The 25,420-nt window shown below is 37.4% G+C and carries 30 protein-coding genes and 2 pseudogenes; 21 read left to right on the top strand and 11 right to left on the bottom strand.

Annotated features, from left to right (window positions below; all coding sequences use genetic code 11):
• Window positions 1-11 precede the first annotated feature (11 nt).
• From tig to ACHBHN_RS06660, 3 genes are all read left to right on the top strand, one after another.
• Window positions 12-1,295 (top strand): trigger factor, encoded by a 1,284-nt coding sequence (gene tig, locus ACHBHN_RS06670; RefSeq protein ID WP_394733820.1) that lies wholly within the window; start codon window positions 12-14, stop codon window positions 1,293-1,295.
• Window positions 1,296-1,458: 163 nt separating this feature from the next.
• Window positions 1,459-2,589, top strand: a complete 1,131-nt coding sequence (locus ACHBHN_RS06665) for an ABC transporter ATP-binding protein (RefSeq protein WP_105111367.1) — start codon at window positions 1,459-1,461, stop codon at window positions 2,587-2,589.
• Window positions 2,590-2,727: 138 nt separating this feature from the next.
• On the top strand, window positions 2,728-2,943 hold the full coding sequence (locus ACHBHN_RS06660) for a hypothetical protein (RefSeq protein ID WP_105161031.1): 216 nt from the start codon (window positions 2,728-2,730) through the stop codon (window positions 2,941-2,943).
• 10 nt (window positions 2,944-2,953) lie between these two features.
• Here ACHBHN_RS06660 and ACHBHN_RS06655 read toward each other — a convergent pair whose 3' ends face one another.
• Together ACHBHN_RS06655 and ACHBHN_RS06650 are read right to left on the bottom strand one after the other, a co-directional pair.
• Complete coding sequence (locus ACHBHN_RS06655; protein ID WP_394733819.1) at window positions 2,954-3,925, bottom strand: aromatic acid exporter family protein; 972 nt, start codon at window positions 3,923-3,925, stop codon at window positions 2,954-2,956.
• A 74-nt stretch (window positions 3,926-3,999) separates the two neighbouring features.
• Window positions 4,000-4,389, bottom strand: coding sequence for a DUF1761 domain-containing protein (locus tag ACHBHN_RS06650; RefSeq protein WP_105111365.1), 390 nt, complete (start codon window positions 4,387-4,389; stop codon window positions 4,000-4,002).
• Window positions 4,390-4,535: 146 nt separating this feature from the next.
• Here ACHBHN_RS06650 and rlmB point away from each other — a divergent pair, with 146 nt between their 5' ends.
• The 6 genes from rlmB (at window position 4,536) to rpsI (ending at window position 8,637) form a co-directional block, all read left to right on the top strand.
• On the top strand, window positions 4,536-5,264 hold the full coding sequence (gene rlmB, locus ACHBHN_RS06645) for a 23S rRNA (guanosine(2251)-2'-O)-methyltransferase RlmB (RefSeq protein WP_105111379.1): 729 nt from the start codon (window positions 4,536-4,538) through the stop codon (window positions 5,262-5,264).
• Window positions 5,265-5,786: an NYN domain-containing protein gene (locus ACHBHN_RS06640; RefSeq protein ID WP_394733818.1), complete on the top strand. Its 522-nt coding sequence runs from the start codon at window positions 5,265-5,267 to the stop codon at window positions 5,784-5,786.
• The gene (locus tag ACHBHN_RS06635) at window positions 5,783-6,646 is read left to right on the top strand and encodes a DegV family protein (protein WP_105111363.1); all 864 of its coding nucleotides are present in this window, start codon (window positions 5,783-5,785) and stop codon (window positions 6,644-6,646) included. Before ACHBHN_RS06640 ends, ACHBHN_RS06635 begins: the two co-directional genes overlap by 4 nt.
• A 54-nt stretch (window positions 6,647-6,700) precedes the next feature.
• Window positions 6,701-7,594, top strand: coding sequence for a haloacid dehalogenase-like hydrolase (locus tag ACHBHN_RS06630; protein WP_394733817.1), 894 nt, complete (start codon window positions 6,701-6,703; stop codon window positions 7,592-7,594).
• Window positions 7,595-7,778: 184 nt separating this feature from the next.
• A complete protein-coding gene (gene rplM / locus ACHBHN_RS06625; protein WP_002876943.1) occupies window positions 7,779-8,225 on the top strand; it encodes a 50S ribosomal protein L13 in 447 nt (148 codons plus the stop codon).
• 19 nt (window positions 8,226-8,244) lie between these two features.
• A complete protein-coding gene (rpsI, locus tag ACHBHN_RS06620; protein ID WP_002942223.1) occupies window positions 8,245-8,637 on the top strand; it encodes a 30S ribosomal protein S9 in 393 nt (130 codons plus the stop codon).
• 106 nt (window positions 8,638-8,743) lie between these two features.
• Here rpsI and xerC read toward each other — a convergent pair whose 3' ends face one another.
• The 5 genes from xerC to ACHBHN_RS06595 all read right to left on the bottom strand — a co-directional run bounded on the left by xerC (window position 8,744) and on the right by ACHBHN_RS06595 (window position 13,605).
• A complete protein-coding gene (xerC, locus tag ACHBHN_RS06615; protein ID WP_394733816.1) occupies window positions 8,744-9,961 on the bottom strand; it encodes a tyrosine recombinase XerC in 1,218 nt (405 codons plus the stop codon).
• A 64-nt stretch (window positions 9,962-10,025) separates the two neighbouring features.
• The gene (locus ACHBHN_RS06610) at window positions 10,026-10,289 is read right to left on the bottom strand and encodes a helix-turn-helix domain-containing protein (RefSeq protein WP_105106609.1); all 264 of its coding nucleotides are present in this window, start codon (window positions 10,287-10,289) and stop codon (window positions 10,026-10,028) included.
• Between the two features lie 195 nt (window positions 10,290-10,484).
• Window positions 10,485-11,852 carry a hypothetical protein gene (locus tag ACHBHN_RS06605; protein WP_394733815.1) on the bottom strand — a complete coding sequence of 456 codons (1,368 nt, stop codon included), beginning with the start codon at window positions 11,850-11,852 and terminating at the stop codon, window positions 10,485-10,487.
• A 120-nt stretch (window positions 11,853-11,972) separates the two neighbouring features.
• Window positions 11,973-12,572, bottom strand: a complete 600-nt coding sequence (locus ACHBHN_RS06600; protein ID WP_105106611.1) for a hypothetical protein — start codon at window positions 12,570-12,572, stop codon at window positions 11,973-11,975.
• A 67-nt stretch (window positions 12,573-12,639) separates the two neighbouring features.
• Window positions 12,640-13,605 carry a site-specific integrase gene (locus ACHBHN_RS06595; RefSeq protein ID WP_141587513.1) on the bottom strand — a complete coding sequence of 322 codons (966 nt, stop codon included), beginning with the start codon at window positions 13,603-13,605 and terminating at the stop codon, window positions 12,640-12,642.
• A gap of 635 nt (window positions 13,606-14,240) precedes the next feature.
• On the opposite strand from ACHBHN_RS06595, the gene ACHBHN_RS06590 reads away from it, so the two are divergent.
• Window positions 14,241-14,651 (top strand): hypothetical protein, encoded by a 411-nt coding sequence (locus ACHBHN_RS06590; protein WP_105106613.1) that lies wholly within the window; start codon window positions 14,241-14,243, stop codon window positions 14,649-14,651.
• Window positions 14,652-14,820: 169 nt separating this feature from the next.
• Here ACHBHN_RS06590 and ACHBHN_RS06585 read toward each other — a convergent pair whose 3' ends face one another.
• Window positions 14,821-15,168, bottom strand: a complete 348-nt coding sequence (locus ACHBHN_RS06585; RefSeq protein WP_029170891.1) for a helix-turn-helix domain-containing protein — start codon at window positions 15,166-15,168, stop codon at window positions 14,821-14,823.
• Window positions 15,169-15,327: 159 nt separating this feature from the next.
• On the opposite strand from ACHBHN_RS06585, the gene erm(B) reads away from it, so the two are divergent.
• The 7 genes and pseudogenes from erm(B) (at window position 15,328) to ACHBHN_RS06550 (ending at window position 19,747) form a co-directional block, all read left to right on the top strand.
• A complete protein-coding gene (gene erm(B) / locus ACHBHN_RS06580; protein ID WP_002292226.1) occupies window positions 15,328-16,065 on the top strand; it encodes a 23S rRNA (adenine(2058)-N(6))-methyltransferase Erm(B) in 738 nt (245 codons plus the stop codon).
• A gap of 169 nt (window positions 16,066-16,234) precedes the next feature.
• Window positions 16,235-16,495: pseudogene (locus tag ACHBHN_RS06575) on the top strand (topoisomerase DNA-binding C4 zinc finger domain-containing protein); the annotation flags it as partial.
• Between the two features lie 48 nt (window positions 16,496-16,543).
• Entirely contained in the window at window positions 16,544-16,822 is a 279-nt protein-coding gene (locus ACHBHN_RS06570; RefSeq protein ID WP_153047870.1) for a hypothetical protein, read from the top strand.
• 232 nt (window positions 16,823-17,054) lie between these two features.
• Window positions 17,055-17,813 (top strand): DUF6414 family protein, encoded by a 759-nt coding sequence (locus tag ACHBHN_RS06565; RefSeq protein WP_105107987.1) that lies wholly within the window; start codon window positions 17,055-17,057, stop codon window positions 17,811-17,813.
• A gap of 50 nt (window positions 17,814-17,863) precedes the next feature.
• The gene (locus ACHBHN_RS06560; protein ID WP_238142209.1) at window positions 17,864-18,937 is read left to right on the top strand and encodes an AAA family ATPase; all 1,074 of its coding nucleotides are present in this window, start codon (window positions 17,864-17,866) and stop codon (window positions 18,935-18,937) included.
• A gap of 53 nt (window positions 18,938-18,990) precedes the next feature.
• Window positions 18,991-19,320, top strand: a complete 330-nt coding sequence (locus tag ACHBHN_RS06555) for a hypothetical protein (RefSeq protein WP_394733814.1) — start codon at window positions 18,991-18,993, stop codon at window positions 19,318-19,320.
• Between the two features lie 28 nt (window positions 19,321-19,348).
• Window positions 19,349-19,747, top strand: a complete 399-nt coding sequence (locus ACHBHN_RS06550; protein ID WP_394732155.1) for a hypothetical protein — start codon at window positions 19,349-19,351, stop codon at window positions 19,745-19,747.
• A gap of 318 nt (window positions 19,748-20,065) precedes the next feature.
• On the opposite strand, the gene ACHBHN_RS06545 is transcribed toward ACHBHN_RS06550, so the two are convergent.
• The 3 genes and pseudogenes from ACHBHN_RS06545 to ACHBHN_RS06535 all read right to left on the bottom strand — a co-directional run.
• A complete protein-coding gene (locus ACHBHN_RS06545; protein WP_394733813.1) occupies window positions 20,066-20,473 on the bottom strand; it encodes a type II toxin-antitoxin system death-on-curing family toxin in 408 nt (135 codons plus the stop codon).
• On the bottom strand, window positions 20,470-20,691 hold the full coding sequence (locus ACHBHN_RS06540) for an AbrB/MazE/SpoVT family DNA-binding domain-containing protein (RefSeq protein WP_105106819.1): 222 nt from the start codon (window positions 20,689-20,691) through the stop codon (window positions 20,470-20,472). The genes ACHBHN_RS06545 and ACHBHN_RS06540 overlap by 4 nt, the downstream gene beginning before the upstream one ends.
• Before the next feature lie 405 nt (window positions 20,692-21,096).
• Window positions 21,097-21,501 (bottom strand): annotated as a pseudogene (locus ACHBHN_RS06535) (site-specific integrase); the annotation flags it as partial.
• 31 nt (window positions 21,502-21,532) lie between these two features.
• On the opposite strand from ACHBHN_RS06535, the gene ACHBHN_RS06530 reads away from it, so the two are divergent.
• The 4 genes from ACHBHN_RS06530 to ACHBHN_RS06515 all read left to right on the top strand — a co-directional run bounded on the left by ACHBHN_RS06530 (window position 21,533) and on the right by ACHBHN_RS06515 (window position 25,307).
• On the top strand, window positions 21,533-21,700 hold the full coding sequence (locus ACHBHN_RS06530; protein ID WP_161948268.1) for a hypothetical protein: 168 nt from the start codon (window positions 21,533-21,535) through the stop codon (window positions 21,698-21,700).
• 261 nt (window positions 21,701-21,961) lie between these two features.
• Entirely contained in the window at window positions 21,962-22,672 is a 711-nt protein-coding gene (locus tag ACHBHN_RS06525) for a DUF5986 family protein (protein WP_105161026.1), read from the top strand.
• Entirely contained in the window at window positions 22,672-23,829 is a 1,158-nt protein-coding gene (locus ACHBHN_RS06520; RefSeq protein WP_105161025.1) for an ImmA/IrrE family metallo-endopeptidase, read from the top strand. Before ACHBHN_RS06525 ends, ACHBHN_RS06520 begins: the two co-directional genes overlap by 1 nt.
• Before the next feature lie 44 nt (window positions 23,830-23,873).
• Entirely contained in the window at window positions 23,874-25,307 is a 1,434-nt protein-coding gene (locus ACHBHN_RS06515; protein WP_105161024.1) for an ATP-binding protein, read from the top strand.
• The last annotated feature ends 113 nt before the right edge of the window (window positions 25,308-25,420 follow it).

The following is a 25,420-nucleotide window of genomic DNA, read 5'->3' as shown; positions in this document are numbered from 1 at the left end:
AGAATGACAGAATGTCTGTATCATTTGAAGCAAAAGAAACAAACCGCGGCGTTTTGACTTTCACAATCGGTCAAGATGCAATCAAACCAGAATTGGACCGCGTTTTCAACAAAGTTAAGAAAGATATTAATCTTCCAGGTTTCCGTAAAGGTCACTTGCCACGTGCCGTTTTCAACCAAAAATTTGGTGAAGAAGCACTTTATCAAGATGTAGTAAACGCTCTTTTACCAGCAGCTTATGAAGCAGCGGTTGCAGAAGCTGGTCTTGAAGTAGTTGCACAACCAAAAATCGACGTTGTGTCTATGGAAAAAGGTCAAGACTGGACAATCACTGCGGAAGTTGTGACAAAACCTGAAGTAAAATTGGGTGACTACAAAAACTTGGCAGTTTCAGTAGAAGCTACTAAAGAAGTAACAGATGAAGAAGTTGATGCAAAAATCGAAGCTGCACGCAACAACTTGGCTGAATTGGTTATCAAAGAAGGACCAGCAGCTGAAGGCGATACAGTTGTTATCGACTTTGTAGGTTCAATCGACGGTGTAGAATTTGACGGCGGTAAAGGTGAGAACTTCTCACTTGGACTTGGTTCAGGTCAATTCATCCCAGGTTTCGAAGCACAATTGGTAGGCCACGCAGCTGGTGAGGAAGTAAACGTTGAAGTGACTTTCCCAGAAGACTATCAAGCAGCAGACCTTGCTGGTAAACCAGCCCTCTTCGTAACAAAAATCCACGAAGTAAAAGCAAAAGAAGTTCCAGCTTTGGATGACGAATTGGCAAAAGACATCGACGAAGAAGTGGAAACACTTGATGAGTTGAAAGCTAAATACCGCAAAGAATTGGAAGCAGCAAAAGAAGTTGCCTTTGACGATGCAGTTGAATCAGCAGCTCTTGAATTGGCTGTAGAAAACGCTGAAATCGTTGAATTGCCAGAAGAAATGATCCACGAAGAAGTTCACCGTGCAATCAATGAATTCTTGGGTGGTATGCAACAACAAGGTATCTCACCAGATATGTACTTCCAAATCACTGGTACAACTCGTGAAGACCTTCATAAACAATACGAAGCAGATGCTGAAAAACGCACTAAGACAAACTTGGTTGTTGAAGCAGTAGCTAAAGCAGAAGGTTTTGAAGCAACTGAAGAAGAAATCGACAAAGAAATCGAAGACTTGGCAGCAACTTACAAGATGGAAGTGGCACAAGTTCGTAGCTTGCTTTCACCAGAAATGCTTAAACACGACATCGCTGTGAAGAAAGCTGTAGAAGTGATTACAAGCACTGCAACTGTGAAATAGGATTGATAGGAACTAAGGTTGGGCAATTTCCCAGCCTTTTTTCAATGCTAAGGATTTTTGGAAGAGTTGCACAAAAACGTTTTGCTATTTTTGTATACCTTGACCTAGTTTTTACAAGCGCTTTCATTTACAATATAACTATCAAAGAAAGAGAGGATTGAACATGGTTCAATTAAATTTAAAAAACATTTACAAAAAATACCCAAACAGTGAGCACTACTCTGTTGAAGACTTCAACTTGGACATCAAGGACAAGGAATTTATCGTATTCGTAGGTCCTTCAGGATGTGGTAAATCAACAACTCTTCGTATGATTGCTGGTTTGGAAGACATCACAGAAGGGGAAGCATACATCGACGGCGTTCTCATGAATGATGTGGCTCCAAAAGACCGCGATATTGCCATGGTATTCCAGAACTATGCCCTCTACCCACACATGACTGTATTTGACAACATGGCCTTTGGTTTGAAATTGCGTAAGTACAGCAAGGACGAAATCAAAAAGCGTGTAGAAGAAGCAGCACAAATCCTTGGTTTGACAGAATTCTTGGAACGCAAACCAGCTGACCTTTCAGGTGGACAACGCCAGCGTGTTGCCATGGGTCGTGCTATCGTTCGTGATGCCAAAGTATTCTTGATGGATGAGCCCTTGTCAAACTTGGATGCTAAACTCCGTGTATCCATGCGTACAGAGATTGCCAAAATCCACCGCCGTATCGGTGCGACAACTATCTACGTAACCCACGACCAAACAGAAGCTATGACCTTGGCTGACCGTATCGTTATCATGTCTGCAACTAAAAACCCAGCAGGTACAGGTACAATCGGTCGTATCGAGCAAATTGGTAGCCCAGAAGAGCTCTACAACCGCCCAGTTAACAAGTTTGTTGCTAGCTTCATCGGTAGCCCTGCTATGAACTTCTTCACAGTTACGCTTCAAGATGGCGTTCTTGTTGGAGATGGTTTCAAAGTGGATCTTCCAGAAGGACGTCGCAAACACTTGGAAGAAAAAGGCTACAATGGCAAATCATTTACCCTCGGTATCCGTCCAGAAGACATCAAGGCTTCTCAGTTGGAATTAGACACATACCCTTCTTCTATCGTGGAAGCAGAAGTGGTGGTATCTGAGCTTCTCGGTGCAGAAACCATGCTTTACTCTAAAGTCGGTAGCACAGAGTTTGTATCTCGCGTTGATGCGCGTGATTACCACAACCCAGGTGAAACTGTTCGCTTGACCTTCAACCTTAACAAGGCTCACTTCTTCGATGATGAAACAAGCAAGGCGATTGTCTAACCTTTCTAAAATCGTTCATAAAACACCTGACCGCTAGATGAAAATCTGGCGGTTTTTTGGGGTTGAGAACGCATAAATACTTGTTTTTTTTGTTAAATTCTATATAATAAATATAGAAAACACCTACAGGAGGTTCCTATGAAGACACTATTGAAAAAAATTCGCATAACGGCTCTTTATATTTTTCTTTATAATCTCATTTTAATCCTCTCCATTTGGCTAGGAAAGGTATCTTCCAAGGAAGAATTTATGATTGCAGTTGCAGGGAACGCGGTCATGATGGGCCTATCTTTCGTGCATTTGCACAATCAAGTGTCGGACGAATTTCACGGAAAAATCAAGGATATTGAATAGAACCGCCAGTTTAAGCTGACGGTTCTTCATTTTCTTTATAGGCTTGATAGAAATCCACCTTGAGTTGGATAAAGTGTTCCATATCGTGGAGAAGTTGGAAGAGGGTGGCCCTGGTTTCAAATTCTTCCCGTGTCTGAGGGAGAGGCCTCTCGCGGAACATGGCGTGAAAGAGCTCGATGTCGAGCAGGAGGTCCTGGGCAGAATTTTCCCGACTCAGTTGCTGGGCGGTTCGTTCAAAGAGGCTGGCCAAAATAATATTTTCCCGGCTCTCCAGGAAGCATTTATTGATGGTCTTGGCCATGGTGCGTAGGATTTTGCTTTGGGCAGCCCGCATTTCAAAATAATGGACCTGGTAGTTGGTCTGCTGGAAGAGCTGGTTGTGGCGGTCTAGGTAGACGACTTTCAGGGCCTCATTCAAGGTCTGATCCAGCTGCGTAATCAATTCTGCCTCGTTTCGTCCGTCGCCGTTGAGTAGAAAGGCTTCAAAGCGGAGGAGAATCTGCTTGAGCAGGTCTTCGACTTGGTCGTGATAGGCCTGGATTTTCTTTTCTTGCGAAGGCATATAGAGGTTAAACAAAAGTGCCAGTCCTGCCCCAATCAGAAAAAGCGTTAGCTCATTTCCCAAAAAAATCAGTGAAATATCCTGCTCCAGCAAGAGATGGGTAACGAGGACGGTTGATGGGGCAATACCTGCCTCCCAGTTGAAATGGTAGGCCAGGGGGACGTAGAGGGCTAGGTAGATGCCTAGGGTCCAGATGCCGAAGCCAAATAGGGCGAAGGTCAGGACGGCTATGGTCAGGGCCAGGAGGGTGGAAAAGAGACGGTTACGGGCCATTTTGAAGCTGGACTTGCGGGTGTCCAAGATGCTGAGGATGGCGATAATCCCAGCCGACGTCGCATAGGACAATCCCAGCGCTGTCGCTAGGTAAACGGCTAGGACGGTGGCAAATATCAGTTTGATAGTGCGGAGGGAGATTGACATGATAGCTCCTTTGGTCTTGTTCTCTTTCTATTGTACCACAAAACAAAATCCTCCTAAAGCTAGGAGGGGAATGGTTATGCAAATAGAGCTAGGACACCAACTACCAAGTAGCAGACCAATTTGTAGCTTTCATTGATAAGGATGAGCTGGATAGAACGTTGCTCAAATAAATAATTTTTCAGCGATGAAATGATAGCGAATACACCCATGCCACCTGCTGCATGAAGTGGTGATACGCCAAGTGTTTGGATGTAAATCATTAACAAGACCGCAAAGATGACCTCGATAATGACAGACAGCATCATTTCTTTTTGTCCATTTTTACCAGCCTGACGATCAGCCTCAATCTTTTTCATATCAATGCCAGAGGCTTTAATCCAAGCGTCGCGGAAAATCAAACCATACCACAAACCACCAATAGCAAAGGCTACAAGCCCTGCAACAATACCTAAAATAATCGACATAAGTTCTCCTTAATAGTTCCGCTTGTACGGACAATTTTTGAGATAAGGATACCAAAGGGAGATGGGAAAGTCAAGATTAGAAAATAAATCGATAGTCAAAAGTGACTTTGACCTTTTTTGCGGGCAATCTATGCTATAATGGCAATATGGAAACAAATGACATCGTATATGGCGTGCACGCCGTTGTGGAGAGTTTGGAGGCCAACACCGGTAACAAACTTTACATTCAGGATGATTTGCGCGGAAAAAATGTAGAAAAAATCAAGGCACTGGCAGCAGAGAAGAAAGTGTCGATTTCTTGGACGCCCAAGAAGACCCTGTCGGACATGACAGAAGGTGCCGTCCACCAAGGCTTTGTCCTGCGGGTCTCCGAGTTCGCCTATGCGGACCTGTCGGTGATTTTGGAAAAGGCAGAGCAGGAAGATAATCCCCTCATTCTCATCTTGGACGGACTGACAGATCCCCACAACTTCGGCTCGATTTTGCGGACAGCAGATGCCACTCAGGTTGCAGGCATCATCATTCCCAAGCACCGAGCAGTTGGGGTGACGCCTGTTGTGGCTAAGACCTCCACAGGTGCGGTGGCCCATGTCCCAATCGCCCGAGTGACCAATCTCAGCCAAACGCTTGATAAGCTAAAGGAGGCTGGCTTCTGGGTATTTGGCACGGATATGAATGGAACTCCAAGCCACAAGTGGAATACGACTGGCAAGCTAGCCCTTATTATTGGCAACGAAGGCAAGGGCATCTCCAGCAATATCAAAAAGCAGGTCGACGAGATGATCACTATTCCTATGAAGGGCCATGTCCAATCTCTCAACGCCAGCGTAGCAGCCGCTGTACTCATGTACGAAGTATTTCGGAAGAAAATCTAAATGAAAGAAAAAGTTCTCATCGTAGATGGCTACAACATGATTGCCTTTTGGCAGACCACCAAGCAGGATTTTAAGAAGGGAAATCTGGATGCAGCTAGGACGTATTTACTGAGGACCTTGTCCCATTACGCAGCCTTTGAACATTTAGAAATCATCTGTGTCTTTGACGCCCAACATGTGCCCGGCCTTCGACAGACCTATGACGAATACAGGCTGACGGTGATTTTCACTGAGGAAGAGGAAACAGCTGACAGCTATATTGAGCGTTTGAGTGCAGAGCTTAATAGCAACCGGTGCAGGCAGGTTTCGGTGGCAACCAGCGACCTCAATGAACAGTGGGTGGTTTTTTCGCAAGGTGCCTTGCGTGTTTCTGCGCGAGAACTAGAGGAACGGACCAGGGTGGTCAAAAAAGATTTAGATAAATTTGTGGACCAGGTGGACCTCTACACGCCTAGATTATCTCCCTGGTCCCAAGGAAATTTACAAGATTTGCAACATTTAATGGAGGAATTGGATTCGTGACTTTTAAGATTGTAACAGACTCAACGTCTGATTTGCCACAGGAGTGGTTAGCAGAAAATGATGTGACCGTGCTCGGTTTGACCATCAATTTGGACGGAACGACCTATGAAACGGTAGGATCAAATCGACTAACAAGTGCAGAGCTGCTCAAAAAAATGGAGGCGGGTAGTCAGCCGACGACCAGCCAGGTCAATGTTGGTCAATTTGAAGAGGTATTCGAAGAGGCTGCTAAGGCAGGACAAGATGTGCTTTACCTAGCTTTTTCAGCAGCCCTATCCGGAACCTACCAGAGCGGTGTCATTGCGTGTGACATGGTCTTGGACCAGTATCCAGAAGCAAGTATTGAGATTGTCGATACCAAGGCAGCTTCTATCGGTGAAGGTTATCTGGTAATGAAGGCGGCAGCAGCGCGTGCGGAGGGTAAGAGCTTGGCTGAGGTCAAGGAGCTGGTTGAGGACTTAGCCCCTCGTTTGCGGACCTATCTTTTGGTTGACGACCTCAATCACCTGGTGCGCGGTGGCCGCCTGTCCAAGGCAGCAGCACTCATTGGTGGCCTGGTCAACATCAAACCTCTCCTGGCCCTTAATGCCGAAGGTAAGCTAGAGGCAGTCGCTAAGTTGCGTGGTCGTAAAAAAGGTGTCCGTGAGATGTTGGACCGTACCCTGACTGATTTGGATCATTCAACGGTCATGGTCGCTTACACAGGTGATTTGGCAGCAGCCCAGGACATTCAGTCTACCCTTTTGGAAAATGACCAGGTAACCGATGTTATCTTGACCGAGTTGGGACCTATTATTGCTACCCATACAGGTACAGGTTCCCTAGCCATTCTGTCTATTTCTACCGAGAAGAGAGCCTAGTATCAGCTCTCTTTTTACCAGTTATGGAATAAAGCGCTTACAAGGAGAATGCATATGAAACGTTTACTATCTGCCTATGCCAGCGAGATTGCTCAGATGACTCCTGCCCCGCTCAAGCAGGCTATTTTGGCCAGCGAAGGCCGGACTGTTCTGGGGGAAACGGTCGTTACGGCTGCCCCGCTGATTGCGGGTGTTTCCAATGCCGAGATGATGGCAGCTTTTAGCTGTGATTTGCTGGTGCTCAACGAATTGGATGTTTTTTCTCCCCAGATTGTCGGTTTTTATGATTGCGACAATCCCATTGCAGAGCTGAAACGATTGACAGGTCGGCCCATTGGGATTAACTTAGAGCCAGTTGATGAGGAGCAGGATTTACTTGAAGAACGCATTTCCCTCTCCGCAGGTCGTCTGGTCAGTCCAGACAGTCTTATAAGGGCAGAGGAGCTGGGCGTAGACTTCATCATGCTAACTGGAAATCCAGCTACGGGGGTATCCTTGTCGGCTATCCGCTCTGCTGTTTCCCTAGCAAAAGAGCACTTCAAGGGGCTAGTCTTTGCTGGGAAAATGCACGGTGCTGGTCTGGGCGAGTCGGTGGTCAATGAAGAGGTTCTGCTGGAATTTGTTGCTTTGGGAGCAGATGGTGTTTTAGTCCCTGCTGTCGGGACGGTTCCGGGAGTGCGAGAGGAGCTGGTCGCACCGATTGTCGAGAAAATCAAGGACAAGGGTGGCTTGGTTATTTCGACCATTGGGACCAGTCAAGAGAGTGCGGATCCGCAGACCGTGCGGGAATTTGGGCTTAGTAACAAGCGGGTCGGTGCGGACATTCATCATATCGGAGACGGCGGTTTTGGCCGTATGCCAGACCCTGAAAATATCTTGGCCTTGTCCCTGGCGGTCAGAGGCAAGCGCCATACTTACTTTAAGATAGGACAATCTGTGAGACGATAAAACGCGGTTCAAAAAGTGAAAAAAGTAAAGTAAAATATCTTGACGCCGACTGCTAGATTTGATACAATGGTAGACGGTATTGTTTACCCCATTTGAAAGGCCCCGGAACCTTCCAAATACCTTCGATGGGACGGAACACCCATCGCCCTGTAAACAAATATTACGAATTCGTATAGGAGAAATCATGAACAAAACAACTTTCATGGCTAAACCAGGCCAAGTTGAACGCAAATGGTACGTAGTAGACGCTACTGATGTACCTCTTGGACGTCTTTCTGCAGTAGTTGCTAGCGTACTTCGCGGAAAAAACAAACCAACTTTCACACCCCACACTGATACTGGTGACTTCGTTATCGTTATCAATGCTGAAAAAGTGAAATTGACTGGTAAAAAAGCAACTGATAAGATTTACTACACTCACTCAAACCACCCAGGCGGATTGAAATCAATCTCAGCTGGTGAATTGCGTTCTAAAAACGCTGTTCGTTTGATCGAGAAATCAGTTAAAGGTATGCTTCCACACAACACTTTGGGTCGTGCACAAGGCATGAAGTTGAAAGTGTTTGTAGGCGCTGAGCACACTCACGCTGCACAACAACCAGAAGTACTTGATATTTCAGGTCTTATCTAAGGGAAAGGACGTAATCTAAATGGCACAAGCACAATACACAGGTACTGGTCGTCGTAAAAACGCGGTTGCACGCGTACGTTTGGTCCCAGGTACTGGTAAAATCACAGTTAACAAAAAAGATGTAGAAGAGTACATCCCACACGCTGACCTTCGTTTGGTTATCAACCAACCATTCGCTGTAACTTCAACTCAAGGTTCATACGACGTTTTCGTTAACGTGAACGGTGGTGGTTACGGTGGTCAATCAGGTGCGATCCGTCACGGTATCGCGCGTGCATTGCTTCAAGTAGACCCAGACTTCCGCGATTCATTGAAACGCGCTGGCCTTCTTACACGTGATGCTCGTATGGTTGAACGTAAGAAACCAGGTCTTAAGAAAGCACGTAAAGCTAGCCAGTTCTCAAAACGTTAATTATCAGCGATATATCAACGTTTCAAAGCACTCAAGAGTTTACCTCATGGGTGTTTTTTTTGTGGTTTTTTGAAAAGTTCACCTCAAAATTTACCTTATTTTTACCTTATTGTTTCAGAGAGTTTAAGGCAAATTCTCCAACCGCCATAGGGATGACATTGGAGGTATTGACATAAATTTGAGTTGTAGTGGTATCGCTGTGGGTTAGAGCCTGTGAAATAGCTTCTAAGCTCATACCTGCTTGTTTAGCAAGTGTTGCACCAGTGTGCCGTAATTTATGAGGTGTAGCGTGTGTCAAATATGGGTGACGATTTTTAACTGTTCTCATCTTATTGTTAAGATAATCTGCGTGTAGGGGTTTATTTACGTTTCCTTTAGTATCTACATAGGTAAATACAAATTGCTCATAGTTCGTAATGATACCAAACTTTGCAAGTTCTTGCCTTTGTTGTTTTTTCCAATTCTGGAGAAGTTGAAGTAAGTCAGATGAAATAGCAAAGGTTGTTTTCTTGTTTCCTTTGGTTGATTTCACATCTCCATACCTATCTAGTGCTTGGAGTAATTGAATTTGGGATTTTTCAAAATTAATGTGTTTCCACTGCAAAGCATAAGATTCAGATTTTCGGTCTCCTAAAAAGAAGGTAAGATAAAATAGAACGTAGTCCTTAAGTGAAATTTTTCTGCTAGCCAAATCATCTTGGAAGGCTAAGAACCATTCCTGTAACTGCTCATGTGTTAGGTAGAGGTCTTCATCTCGCCTAGCTTCTGCCAACTGGATTTTCTTAGTTGATTTGATACGACGTAAGGTTTTAGCAACTTTATTTGATTCTATATATTCTAATTCCTCTGCCCAATCAAATATGGAAATTACATAGCTTCTCAAGGTCTTGAAATTGGCGTATTCATTAGCTTTAGCAGTCATCAAGTTTAGAATAACTTGCTTGTTCTGATTGAGAAATTGAATAGTGTAATTACCTAGCATAGGTAAAATATGTTTTTTGAAACAAGTTTTTGTATTGGCTATAGTTGACCTGCTTGGGGGCTTTGTAGTTGAAGTGGTCTGTCCTGCTTTATAATACTCCCACCAGACATTTTCGTAAAAATCTTTGAATAGAATGTCTATCTTGCCTAGCCCTGTAAACTCATTGTTCTCAATCTGATTGATTTTTGTTAAAAGGTCTATCTCTGCTTGTCGTGCCTCCTTTTTACTTTTGAAACGCTTATCAAAATAGTTATTATTGACGATACCAAGTGGCATCCGTGCTTCCGTTGGAATATACACTTTTAAGCGATATGTTCCGTTTTTTGTCTTAGTGATAGTCATGATATTCTCCTCTTTTCGAACCAGAAAATATCAAGACAATTATAAAATAAAAAGTTAGATATTTCTAGTTTTGCGAAAGTAGCCATGAGTCGATGGCTTGTTTGTTGAAACGAACTGTTTTTCCGATCTTAATAGATGGAAGCCCTTTGCGAATCCATTCATCCAACGTGTTATTTGAAATTCCAAGGTAGTCACATGCTTGTTTTTTGTTTAAGTATGAATTGTCTATATTTCGATGATGAATTTGTTTTTCAATTTCTGATGTAATTAAACTTGAAATTAATATCTGAATTTGTTTGATCTGATCGTCTGGTAAGATAACTTGCATTTTAACCTCTTTTCTCGTAAAATTTGCAATTGTTTTTTGATATTAGTTATTATGCCACAGTGTGAACTAAAAACTGTTATTTTTGGAAAAAATTAGAAGAATGCTGTTAATTTGTCTTCTGTTTCGGAAGACAATTTTTTTACGAAATGCTGTAATATCAACGTTTTGGAGGTTTTACAAAGTTGTAAAATCATATTAAAAACCGTTAAATAATTCTTTTAAATTCAACAATCGATTCAAAATTAATTTATATAAATCAATTTTATAATGATGTTTTCGACGTAATTTATTGTTCAATGAGTATATTTCATTTCTGAATTCTTTTGTAAACTTTGGGATTTGAACAAAGTGTAATTCATTTGTGTTGTAATTTTTATGACAACCTAAACCATGTGCCTTTGCGAAATCAAGAGCATCAAACATTAACCGTAGAATAATTAATACATTCCACGTGATCATCTCGGATAAATAAAATGATTCCGAATTAATATTTAATTCTTTCTGACTTTTGGCAATCAAATTTTTTCTATAACGCGATCTATTTTCTTTGGAAATAAATTTAACATCAATTAAACTAAAGATCTCTTCATCTAAAATTAGCGGAGTGTTTGTTGAATGTGACACGTTAATCTGTTTTTTCAACAATTCTTCGAATGATGAACGAGGTTTTGCTTTGAAAATTTTGGATAATTCTCTGTTAGTATTTATTACTGATTGTTCGATTTCTTTTATGAAATTGAAGACTCCAATTGAAACCAAGTTTTCTAAGTATTGAATGATTTTCAGATCATCAATTTCTTCCATAACACAAGTAGTAAGAAGAGATTTAATCTTATCTTTTTCCAAAACGGTCTCGAAACGATACACTTCAAAATCTTCTGTTTTTTGTTTATCAAGTTGTCTTAACCTCTTTGCTTTTTTTGTTTTATTGTACAAAACTTGTTTACCATTTTTAGATGTATTGGTTGTTAATTTATCATATTCTTTGTCTTTGATACTTTTTGAAGAAGAAGCAAAATTCACTTTCTTCTGTGTCAGACAACGTAGAAGTAATGCTCTTGTTTGTAAATGGAAAGCAGTTTGTATTGCCATTGTGAAAGAAAGTTCGATTTCTTGGAATTCGCAATGATGTATCCTACAAAATATACCTGTTTCGTTTTCCAAAATGAATAGTGCTCTATCTAATCTTGATTTTATTCCATCAATTGAAGCAGTAGCAATGTTTAAACCACAATGGATCAATTCAATACGATAATAATAACTGCCGTCATACGGATTTTTTCCCATAAAAAATGAACCAAAAGTAGATGATTTGACAAATAATTCGGAGACAGTACCTGAACTGTCATATTGCTTCTCGATAGTAAAATTGTTATTTTCATAATTAGCTAGCTCGAATTTCTGGTTATTAATGTGAATCTGTCCTTTTACATTAAGAACGACCTTGTCGATGCCCCAGTAGGCATTTGTTACAGAAAAACAACTTTCCATTTCCTTTGCATTCTCATCGTAGATTTTTTGTTTTTCCTCTTCGGACATACCTCTTGTAATTTTTGAGACCATTTTTTCCTCTTTCTTTTTTCGAAAGAATTATGCCACATTCAGAACTTCGTCAGAGAAAAAAATACAAAAAATGACAAAAAATAGAGATAAATTCCAAAAAGAAATTTATCTCTATACTTTCTATTTTTGTTCTACCACTATATCTTCAAGTATATAATTCTCAAAGATAAACATTTCCTCATGAATTGTCTTTTGAATGGATATAGGTAAGGCTGATAAATACACATAATCCCCTATTTCAAAATTTGTTTCATTAACACGCATTTTTGTGCTGTATTGTACTTTGACTCTATTTTCACAGTTATCCTTGATAATCATTTCGATCCAATTCGAATTTGGTTTTAAATGTTTATCAATAACTTTTCCAAAAACAAACATCTTTGCGAAATGGCTTGGATATGCAAAACCGAAGTTAGGCTTTTTATTGAAGAATACCGCCAGTTCAGTCTGCTCTTCTTGGATGGAATCTATAATAATTTCGTAGCTATTCTTTGTATTAATGTTTTCGATATGACCTGATATCGATACCGTCATTCCCTTCTTCAATTGAAATTTTTCACGATTAAAATAACATTTCAAATATGTGTGCTTACGACCGGCGCCGTTTCTGATAAAGAGACCAAGATATGGCACGATATCTTGGTCATTTACTTCAACGATTTTTCCTCTTGCTAAAATTGTGTTTCGATTTATTTTTTGTAGATTATTTTGATTCCTCATTTTATGTCCTCCATTTAATCAATTTCTACATTATCATTATGCCTGAAAAAACAATACAAAAAAATCATTACAGAATGTAATTTGTCACGGTAACTGAGAGACGCCAATGTGACAAATTAAGTACAGATACTGCCATAAGAGCCAGGCGATTATACATAATTGGCATTCCTGAAGCAATTGCCTTTATTTTATTTGTGCCACGTAGTATATACAATTCGTCACGTAAATCGTAAATGAAATTTTTACGCTGTCTGTCGTATTTTTTGGGGGATTCTTGTTTTAACTTTTGATGACCTTCTTCCCATTTTTTGATTAATAAATTTGAAAGTGCTTGTCTCATCCTCGGATTAGCTTGAATTTTTTCTAAATAATAGAAGTAGCTATCTCTTGAATGTTGTGCACGAAATGCATGTAAATTGATCTGATTGTTCATCTCCTCTTCTGAAAATACTGGTTCATTTTCTAGGATCCCATCAAAAGTTCGACGAACAAGTTCAACATCTTTTGGTAAAATGTATTGCATTTGTTTCTTGCCGCCTTTTCCCCTTTTAACATAAACATAACAATTACCATACTCATCTTCTTTAAAGTCCGAACCAATAAGATTTTTAAGCTCGTTACGACGAATTCCAACTACTTTCTGAAATGCGACTAGGCGAGAGAAGCGAGAGTTCAATTCTTGTTTTTTCCCTTGTTCATTCGCTTCATGTTGTCGTCCACGAACGATTTTATCGCTGGTTCTTTTTTGTTTTTTGATACGGTTTAGATTGATTCCAGCGGCTTTTGCTATGGGAGCTAAATATGTGTGAATTGTTGCGGCTGTGTATTCTTTCGGATCATTTTTTAAATCGTCGTGATAACGTTGAAGAACTTCTTCTGTAATATCCGTTATTTTTTTGATGTTATTTTCTTTGGCCCATTTAGAAAAACGAGTAGCAGATCGTTTGTATGAAGTTCGAGATGTATTATTTATAACATTTTTTGTTGCTGCGATGAATATATCATGTTTCAATGAATTTCTTTTTCGTGGCATTTTCTTTCTCCTTTCTTTTTTTAAAATGCATATTACTGGTAAACTGCCTCACACCCTTTTTTAGTCTGAGCTGGGTATGCTCCTGAAAATTTCCGATGAGGCTGTCCTATGGGACTATCGTTTTCAATACTCTTCAGTAGCACCGTCGAATATCTCTGAAATCTTCGTTTGTCATTGAACTGGTTATTTTTCAAACCGAACTTTCTACTTTTACTTTCACTAAACATCTTTTACTGTACTATATTATGTGATAAATGGTTATTCTGTACTTCATTTCATTCCGCAGAATAACCATTTATTCTATTCTTGTTCATTCCCTTATCAGTCAATGACAGCTGACAAGAGATATCCATATCAATTGAAAATATGATTTACACCGAGCCCAGTGCGTATTTTCAAAAGAATATAGTGTTATCACTCCTTTCTCTATTTACTTCAATATGTTCAATTGTATTATGTCACTTTTTCAAAAAAATAAAAAAACGAAAAACATTTCTCGCTTACATTGATTCGCAACACGATTTTTTTGTTTTGAAAAAAAGTGGCATACTAATAACGAATCAGATTGGAGGTGTGTATATGGAATAAAATATTTTCTAAACACATAACAATATTAAAGGAAAGGAGTGAGTATTATGACTGATGAAGTTCTAATTGAAGAGATAGTATCAATTATTGTTGATGTGGAAATGAAGTGTAAGAAATTTCTGCTATTAAATGGACATTGTATCGATGTTGTCAGTGATTATTATTATTCAGATGAAGATTGTGCGACGATTTCTTTTTCAAGAAATAATGATAAATTGACCATTCGATTTGATAATCAGCAATGTATTGTTACTGTAGAAAATGAAATATTTACTGTTACTTCAGAAGTAATTGAAGAAGGTATTGAAATTCAAATTGAGATTTTGATAAAGCAGGCTATTCTTGGAAAATGGAAAATGTTTATGAATGATGTAAAGAATAATTCATTATTTGAAGCTATTCAAAAACATAGATTCGATGATTATTCAAGTGGTCCTGATTCGGTAATATATTACTAGCACGCTTAAAAACGAACTAGAAAAAATGTCTAGCAATTAGAAAAATAATTCTCAAAAGACGAATGAATAAAACTAAACAAATAGAAAAACGCGTAAATCCTAAAAAGTTGGATCTATGCGTTTTGTTTTGTATGAATATATAACATATTTTATTATGTGCATTAAAGGATTACATGTTCTCTACATTTATTATTGCCTCAAACAATGTTAAATATTCCTTCCGCTTTTTTTGAGAAATTGGGAGGAGCGTTTTTTGAAACTTCTCAAATGATGGATCGTTTGAGGTGTTTTCGTTTTTATCTTGGACATGTTGTTGGAAGAATGTACTCATTGATATTCCAAAAGCATCAACAATTTTTTCTAATGTATTCACCTTAATATTAGAGCGTTCGCCACGCTCTATTTTTGCTATTGAAGAAACATCTAAGCCAGCTGCCTCAGCCAATTGCTCCTGAGTTAGATGAAAGTCTTTCCGTAAAGTTTGAATTCTTTTTGCGACAAATTGATCTAAAGCCATTATCTGTCCTCCTTTTATTTAAGGATATAGGTTTTAAAGGACAGTTGAAAGGTTACGAAAGGCTAGTTATTCTATCCTTTTAAGGACTTATTGTGGTATAATATATCTATTGAAGTTAAATTAGATGCTAAAAATTTGTAATTAAGAAGGAGTGATTACATGAACAAAAATATAAAATATTCTCAAAACTTTTTAACGAGTGAAAAAGTACTCAACCAAATAATAAAACAATTGAATTTAAAAGAAACCGATACCGTTTACGAAATTGGAACAGGTAAAGGGCATTTAACGACGAAACTGGCTAAAATAAGTAAACAGGTAACGTCTATTGAATTAGACAGTCATCTATTCAACTTATCGTCAGAAAAATTAAAACTGAATACTCGTGTCACTTTAATTCACCAAGATATTCTACAGTTTCAATTCCCTAACAAACAGAGGTATAAAATTGTTGGGAGTATTCCTTACCATTTAAGCACACAAATTATTAAAAAAGTGGTTTTTGAAAGCCATGCGTCTGACATCTATCTGATTGTTGAAGAAGGATTCTACAAGCGTACCTTGGATATTCACCGAACACTAGGGTTGCTCTTGCACACTCAAGTCTCGATTCAGCAATTGCTTAAGCTGCCAGCGGAATGCTTTCATCCTAAACCAAAAGTAAACAGTGTCTTAATAAAACTTACCCGCCATACCACAGATGTTCCAGATAAATATTGGAAGCTATATACGTACTTTGTTTCAAAATGGGTCAATCGAGAATATCGTCAACTGTTTACTAAAAATCAGTTTCATCAAGCAATGAAACACGCCAAAGTAAACAATTTAAGTACCGTTACTTATGAGCAAGTATTGTCTATTTTTAATAGTTATCTATTATTTAACGGGAGGAAATAATTCTATGAGTCGCTTTTGTAAATTTGGAAAGTTACACGTTACTAAAGGGAATGTAGATAAATTATTAGGTATACTACTGACAGCTTCCAAGGAGCTAAAGAGGTCCCTAGCGCCTACGGGGAATTTGTATCGATAAGGGGTACAAATTCCCACTAAGCGCTCGGGACCCCTTGTAGGAAAATGTCCTAAGTGTGGCAACAATATTGTATTAAAAAAATCGTTTTATGGTTGTTCAAATTATCCTGAATGTACCTTCACTTTAGCTGAACATTTTAGAAAGAAAAAACTCACCAAAACAAATGTAAAAGAATTACTAGAGGGAAAAGAAACCCTGGTAAAAGGAATCAAAACGAAAGATAGAAAGTCCTACAATGCCGTTGTAAAAATCGGAGAAAAGGGATATATTGATTTTATATCTTTCTCAAAATAAACATAAAATGTGTTGTTGGTAATTTCGCAACTATTGCCATTCAATATTATGAATAAATTCTTGCTTGCGACACCAGCTTTTGCTGATCATCCTATAGTTTCATCGGTAATATGGATAGTTGCATTTTTACTAGTATCAAATTTATTACAAGGTAATACAAATAATGTAAGACGTTATGCAATTATTGAAATTGCTTCAGTATTAATTTGGAATCCATTTTATGTTTATAGATTCGGAACTCCTGGATTGGGTTATCTAATCTATCTAGTTGGATTGGGATTGTTAGTTTATTCTATTTTCGGAGCAAAGTTGAAAACTGTTAGTTGATAAAAGCCATTTTATTTTAATATCAATACAAAAACGCTCTAGATTTCTAGGGCGTTTTAAGGTGCATTGTGAAGTGGAAGAAGTTGTTACAATTATCTATTCTCTGGATATAGAGATTAAATAATAATTTTTTGAGTTTAGTGATTTAAGTACGTAGAGGAGTAGTTTTTAGGAATTTTGGTATAATAGGATTGCTCAAATAGTCTGAAAATATAGTAACAAGGAGGAAGTAATGGCCAATTTTTTTGCTGGGAAAATTGTTTATCTTGATGAGCAAGCCGTTTTTGATTTTTTAGAATTACATCAAAATGGGATACAATCTGATATCATAAAACGTGTGTCCGAAAATATGGTTGAGGTAGATGCCGAGGGAAGGGTTGGTATGAATTTCTTTTCTCGATTTAAGATAGGACTCTCTGGTAATGCTTCATATCAACGAAGTGGTGTAGTAGAATCACAGATTACCTCTACATTGCTAAGTAACTTTAAAAAGTTTGTAACCAATAAAAAAGGTTCTTCAAAAGTAGAATGTTTAGATAACGTTAAGTTGTTTATTGAAAAAGATTCTCCTGCTTTTTACCGTAACATCACTCCTGTTCTCGATATGATTAGTGATATTACTAAAATGAATAGTATTACGGATGATGATAAAAATAATTTTCAAGGTATTGAAATAAAGAATATTGAACGAACTTTAGACCGACTTTCTGGATATTATGAAATTAGGGGTATTAGCTCTGAGAGTAAAGAAAGTGTTTTTAGATTCAATATATCGGGTCTACGTAATAATTATACGTTGAGTGACTTAACCAAGATGGATATCAAACTCTATGGAATTAAGGTTGGAGAAGTAGATTCGATTGATTTAAGTTTTAATACCATGATAGATAGATTATCAAGCAATAGGCGGTCGCAACTTGGAACTGACTTTGATGAAGAACAAGATAATGAGAAAATACCGATATATGATGTTCTAGTGGCAGGTGTGTAATGGTAAGATTTAATATTTTTTTTGAGCCGGTTCAAAAGTTTAATGAAAGAGTGGCTAAATTAGATAACTACGTTTCGTTTAATGAAGTACTTATAAACTGGACAAATGGAGCTAAAATTCAGGAAATAGCAGAACCACTAGTGGGAAAGGATTACTGTGTTTTTAGGATGGACTCATATTCGTTATCGACAAGTTTAGTTTTTGAAAATATCGATTTATTAGTAAAAATATTTGAATTTGCCGATATTCTAGAAGTGTACCTTCATAATCCGCCTAAAAAATTTTTCCACTTAATTAGGCAACAAATTCCTTCAGAGAGTGTACATATTGAACAAAGTACTTTTAAGAAAATTGAAAAGAAACAGTTTCAAGACGTTATACATGACTTAAATGAAAATATAATTGGCCAAGGAGAAGCTAAGAAAAGTTTATTAAGAAAACTAGTTGCTCAACTAATACGTCCAAGTTCAAAACCATTAGTTTTAATGTTCTATGGTGAACCAGGGATTGGAAAAACGGAGACAGCAAAACAACTATCAACGACACTATATGGGAATGACAATATTATTAGAGAACAAATGTCGATGGTTGGTGGTGAATCAAGCGTAAAATATTTTAAATCAACAAATCATAGCGAAGACTCATTTTCTAAAACATTATTAAACAGAGAATCTAATGTTATTTTGCTTGATGAGTTTGCTCTGGCACCTGCATTTTTTCATAGTACCTTCTTTCAAATGTTTGATGAAGGCATCTATGAGGACCAAAATTATAAGGTAGATCTCAGTAACTCAATCATTATTTGCACATCTAATTTTAAAAATCTTTCAGAAATGGAGAATAATATTGATGTAGCATTATTAAGTCGATTCGATGGTTTTGTTAAATTTTCTCCTTTATCTTTTGATGAGAAAAGGCAGATTTCAAAGATAGTCTATTCAAAAATTATTGACTCAGAATCCATGACTAAGGAGTATAAGGGATATTTAGATGAAGTTAAGATTTTAGAAATCTTGGAATCTAAATTAAATGCACTTCCTAACGTTCGAGCGATAAGAAAGTATGTTGAAGATATTGTTGCAGATAAGCTATTGGAAGTAATTATAAAGGATAAATCATGCTGACTATGTTAATTCTCTGAGAACATACGATAGAAACATGAGGTGGTGAACTTAATTTGAAAAAACAATATTTCTATAAAAATTTTTGGTTCTGGGTGGCGCTATCCTTATTGATTTATGTATTGAGGCAGTCTGAAGTATTAGGTGTTGAATTATTAGTTAATATAATTGTTTATGTTTATAAGCAGGTTATAAGTGAACCAATTGCATTTTTGGCATTTCTTATTAGTATAATTACTGTTTACATAGAAAGAATTAATGTTTTGAAAACTGATAGGAGAGCTAAGCTATCTATTTCTTATAAAATAGAAGGTAAGTCGAAAGTAAAAGCTTCATTCAATGATGCGGAGAAGGAAATCGAGGTGCCTGGTAGTAAGAATATATGAAAATTCAGGAACAATAAAGTCTACCTATATGCTTACACCGTATGTTAAAGAAAATAATTTAAGTATAGATACTATAGATGGTGGTTATTTTTCGTTTAATGCAGTACATATACATTTAAACGAAAATACTAACTTTTTTAAACCAGATGATTTACATCATGAGAATTACATATTTCCTAAATCATTTATTTCAAATAACCCAAATGAAAACCAATCTCATTTTATCTTTTGTCTATTCGAGGGAGTAGATGGTTCATATAAACTATTATTACTTGTCTATTTAAAAAATATAGTCGGGAATTATTATCTTGAAGTAATTGATAGAGTAGATGCTCTAAATAAAAATGCAAAAGATTTACAACAGTATTATGACCAGTTTAAAAAATGTGAACAATATCTTTCTGAAAATAAAATAATTATCTCTTAAGCTCAATGTAAATAGACTTCTTTAGTGAATATTATAAAAATGATACTCAGAGAAAGTAAACGAACATATGGCTGCATCACTAACGGAACTTATTAGTGATGTCTCCTAGAAATCCTAGAATTACTAGAATTACCTGAACTCTGATTTAGTTTGGCTGAGTCTAAGTAAAAATGACTGCAATCAATGTTGATAAATGATTGCAGTCAGAATACTATTAGTAATAAGAATACAGTAGAATACAGTAGAATACAGTAGAATACAGTAGAATACAGTAGAATATAGAAAAGTGGCTATCAACTTCGGTCGATAACCACTTTTCTATTTTTTGTACACTCGATTTTCTTCTTTTAAGAATTGGGTAATCCTATCTTTTAATTCCTCGAAGTCACCTTGAAAGGTAGCAATATCAATCGTTTTTTCCAGTCCATCGTTTAAGGAAAGATTGGATTGATATCCATTCATTGCTAGAAACATATGTAAAGCAAGCACTGCAGTTCGCTTGTTGGCGTTCTTAAATGGGTGTTTTTTGATCAGGTTTATCCAGATAATGGCAGCCTTACTATAAATGTCGGGATAGAGTGTTTTTCCAAAAATCTCTTGTTTTGGCTGCTCAATAATCATCTGTAGGCTGTTTGAATCAGCAATCCCAACGGGCTCTTTTGGGGAATATCTTCCAATAACCATGACATTGATTTTGATAATGTCTTCGGCGGTTAGGTATTTCATTTATCTACCAACTCTTTCAATAATTCATCGTATTGATTCATGGCTTTTTCAAGTTCTCTATCAAAATCAAATTTTGGCTCAGCTTTACGAATAATGACATTATTTCCTGAAGTGACGAATTCGATTTCTTCACCAATTTCTGCACCAAGTGCTTCTTTTATAGCGTTTGGGATAGTGATAACAGTGCTGTTACCTGTTTTGCGTAATAAAACATTCATCGGATATACCTCCTGTATTTGTAAATACATTATACATGATATATACAAAAATTAAAAGTGAATACTTCTGTTTGACACATTTTCTAGAATCAAGAATAAGGTAAACTTTTATATTTTCTGGTCCGATTTTGCATATTTTGATTGAAAATTTACCTTATTTTGATGAAATTAGTTGAAATTGGATGAAATTTTGAGTTTTGAAAACTCGTGTAAACGTTGATATTAAAAGGTTTTGAAATTGATTGAAATAAAAGATGCTCCAACCAGGTCTTAAGAAAGCTCGTAAAGCTTCACAATTCTCAAAACGTTAATATCCAGTTATATCAACGTTTCAGAGCACTCGCAGGGTTTCCCCTACGGGTGCTTTTTTCTTAGTGTTTTACGAAAGTTTGCCCTAAATTTGCCCTATTTATTTTGAATATGTTGATAGGTAAGAGTACCAGCAGATAGAGGAACAACGTTTGAGGTGTTTACATAGGTTTTTGTTGTGATAGTATCACTATGTGTCAGAGCCTCAGAAATTACTTCAATGAAAGTGCCTGCTTGTTTAGCGAGGGTTGTATCAGTATGGCGTAATTTGTGCGGTGTAGCGTTTGTCAAATGTGGGTGACGATTTTTAACGGCTCACATCTTATTGTTAAGATAATCTGTGTGCAGAGGCTTATTGATGTTACCTTTGGTATCTATATAAGTGAAGACGATCTGTTCAGGATTCGTAATAATTCCTAACTTTACAAGTTCTTGCCGTTGTTGTTTTTTCAAACTACGGAAAAGTTGAAGCAAATCAGTTGAAATAGCAAAGAAGGTCCTTTATTTTTGAATCAATTGCATTTAATGAATAATGAATTACAATAATGGAAGCATTTCTTATATTTTGGGTGCTGGTGCTGACGGAGATATTGCTACAGAGAATGATAACTCAATTGTGACATTTAAATTTGTAGACGAGCAGCTTATGAGCATCGAACTAGATTGTACAGATTCTTATCTTAATTTAGAGGTGGAGTAATCTCGGATTGAACAACTATTTGTAATATTTATTAGGATAGCAAATAGCTTGCTGTCCTATTTTTTTATTATAGCATTTAGTAACTAGCTATTTAATCTACTTAAATGTTAGTATGTGTAAGGAGAAAGATATTAGCATCGCTGAGGAGATGGGATTATTTAACTCTACACACTTTGGTTGACTTTTTTAGTTCTTCTTCTTGTTTTTGTCTCCTTGGTCTGTTATAATGAAGTTAAATAACAAACGAATTGAGGTGAATAAATGAAATACAGTTATGATATTGAAAGAGAAGTAATCATCAAGTGTTTGGAAGCGATGAGTTTTACAACTAGGCATCTGGAGCAGGATTATAAAGTTGCTATCTCAGAGACTAGTCAAAATGGAATTCATCAGGCTACTTGGGCACGAAGATCGGCTATGCTTAAAGACTTATTTGATAATAGTGTTTTTTGGAAAGTTTTGCATATTAAGAGGGGGATCTGGCAATTTGACCCTATACTGAATATTGAGACAGGTGAACTAATAGCCTTCTTCTCTAAAAATAATTTTAGGACAATTCGTAATCGATATTTTAAAAAAGGAACCTCTACTCATTATACCTTAAGTTTACTCTTGAAAAATGAGGGACTTTACCCTGACCAAGAAGTAGAACAGCTTTCTCTTTTTGATGCTGATAGCTCTGAAGTGAAAAGAAGAGAAGCTGATTTGGTTAGGATGCTTGGTGAGTATTGTGAACATGTGACTAAGATTAGATTTTTGATTGTTGATTACGTAGGTCAAGAAGCTGTGAGTGCTTCGTTAGAAGACTACACTCCGCAATTTTTATCAGTTAGTTCAGTGGATATTTCGCACTTACTTCCAAGTTCAGCTGGTATAATTAGAACTGAGGCCATACGTGATGAACAGGTGAATGATTTAGTAGATGAGCCTCAACTCGTTACATTAAAACCAATAGTAGAAGGAATATTATAATGGCTCAAGAATTTAATGGAGATAGACTTCGAGAATCGAGATATTTTAGACATTATTCCATTAGCCAATTGGCGGAGAAAGTTGGAGTTTCTAAACAGATGATTTCTAAATACGAAAAGAATTTATCAAAGCCGAGTTCTGAGGTATTGCAAAAAATAATTTTTGAACTGAAATTTCCGCTGTCTTTCTATCAAACAAAAGATAAATTTATAACTACTGATTTAGGTACTTTTTATAGAAGTAAGTTAACATCCTCACAAACTGAGAAGAAGTCTAGTGAGATGCTAAAAAAAGCACTGGCTCTCTTGGCGAATTTTTTTGAAGATTATGTTGATTTCCCGAAATTAGCAGAATTTGAAAGTCATGAAAATGCTTCACCAGAGGAAGTTGCAAATCAGATAAGAAAGAGTTGGGGATTAGGTGATAGCCCAATTTCCAGTGTTCTCAGGTTACTAGAAACAAATGGATTCCATATTGCTATAATTAATTCAAAGTCTGAGAAAGTGGATGCTTTTGGAAGTTTTGTTGAATTGAAAATGGAAACAGATTCTGAGAGATATTATTGTATTTTAATTGACCAAGATAATAATAATTTTTTCAGGCAACAATTTAGCTTGGCTCATGAGTTAGGGCATTGGGCTTTGCATGCAAGAACACTACATCCACAGGAGCTTTCAAATATTGAATATAGACAAATGGAGCAGGAAGCTAATAGATTTGCTTCGAGTTTTTTATTACCAGCCTCTGCTTTTTCTGAAGATTTAAAAGGACATGAAGAAGACCTAGCATATTATTTGAAATTGAAGTCTAAGTGGAATGTATCTATAGCCAGTATGATTTATCGTGCAAAGGATTTGGGTTTGTTAAACTCGGAACAATATACTCGTCTACAAAAAAGGATGAGTGCCAGAGGATGGCGAAGAGAGGAACCAGAGGATGCAAGTATTCCAGTATCACGACCAATCCTTGCTAAACAGGCATATAAATTACTGACGGATGCGGGGCTATTTGAAAAACAATCCATAGTCCAGCGATTTAATCTCAAGTACGGCTATCCTCTGCCAGTAGAGATACTTTCAGAGCTTATGGACATTCCAAAGGAGACGTTGTTACAAGAGAGAAATAATATTGTACATTTAAAATCTAGGGCTTTGTAAATTATGAATTTTTAAGTATTTTTTATATGTTTAAGGAGAACTATATGAATCAAAACTTATCTCACTATCAATTTTCTCCAGAAAGCCAATACCTAGATCGAAAATCAGCCAGAAAGAAACCGTCTGAACTTCTCAAACACCTGATTGCTTTTGCCAACGCGGATGGCGGTCAACTGGTTATTGGTATTGAGGATGAGAAACAGGAAAATATTATCACTGGTTTCAAGGACGGCAGGGCTTATCCCATAGACGATTTCAAAAAGATTGACCGTGAGATGCGTGAGACTCCTTTGGATTTATCTTTTGAGGAAATCCCTGTAATCAATCATAAGGGTGAAGAAGATTTCATTTTAGTTATCTCAGTTGAATTGTCGTCAAACCGAGTGATTGCCACGCCAAATGATGAGGTTTATCTTCGTCAGGGTGATGAAACAGTCAAGTTGAGCTACGAGCAACGCACTCAGCTCAGCTATGACAAGGGACAACGTTTCTTTGAAGATGAAGTGGTGCCAGACGCTAGTCTGGAAGATATTGATGAAACTATCGTACAGGATTTCAAAAGTCACTTTGATCTATCAGAGCGATCCACAGAGGAAATTCTTAGAGCTAGACGTTTTTTGGTTAATGGAAAATTGACTAAAGCCGCCATTTTACTTTTTGGAAAGTATCCGTCAGCTTTCTTTCCTCAAGCTCGTGTTCGTTTTCAGCGATTTGATGGTACGGATATGGGAACAGGTAGTAGTTTTAATGTTATTAAGGAAGTAACTTTTGATGATGCTCTCCCAACTTTGATTATCAAGGTTCGAGATTTTATTCGTACTCAGCTTCGTGAATTTCAGTATTTGGATGACAATGGGCAATTCCAAATTTTGCCTGAGTATCCTGAATTTGCCTGGTTTGAAGGTGTTGTCAATGCTGTAACTCACCGTGATTATTCTGTCTATGGTGATCACATTCGTGTGCTTATGTTTGATGATCGACTAGAGATTCATAGCCCAGGGAAATTACCCAATATCGTCACCGTTGACAATATCAAGCATGAACGATTTTCACGAAACCCTCGCATTGCCAGAACCTTGACAGAGTTCGGTTGGGTACGTGAGATGAATGAAGGAGTAAAGCGTATCTATTCTGAGATGGAATCTGCTTTTCTCCATGAACCTAAATTCTCAGAACCTGGGAATAAGGTTGTCCTGACGCTTGAGAACAACATTGTCAGCCGACACCTACGGACCCAAGATAGTTTAGAGAAACAGTTTACTGATTTTGGCGACCTTAATGCGGATGAGCAACTGATTGTCCACTATATGTATAATTCAGGCGAGAGAATGACAACGGCAAAAGCCATTGAGCTTACAGGTAGGAGTCGATCATTTGTTGTTAAATTACTTCATAATCTTCGTGACCTAGAAATCATTACTTGGTTTGGTTCAAGTAAGAATGACCGCAATCAATATTATCTTTTAGTTGATAAGTGATTGCAGTCAGGGTACCATTGGTAATAAGAATACAGTAGAATACAGTAGAATACAGTAGAATACAGTAGAATACAGTAGAATACAGTAGAATACAGTAGAATACAGTAGAATAC

Origin of the sequence: Streptococcus sp. A22 (assembly GCF_043674215.1) — a bacterium.
Taxonomy (GTDB): domain Bacteria; phylum Bacillota; class Bacilli; order Lactobacillales; family Streptococcaceae; genus Streptococcus; species Streptococcus suis_V.
The sequence above is the reverse complement of the archived record's forward strand: the minus strand, read 5'-3'. Positions and strand labels throughout refer to the sequence as shown.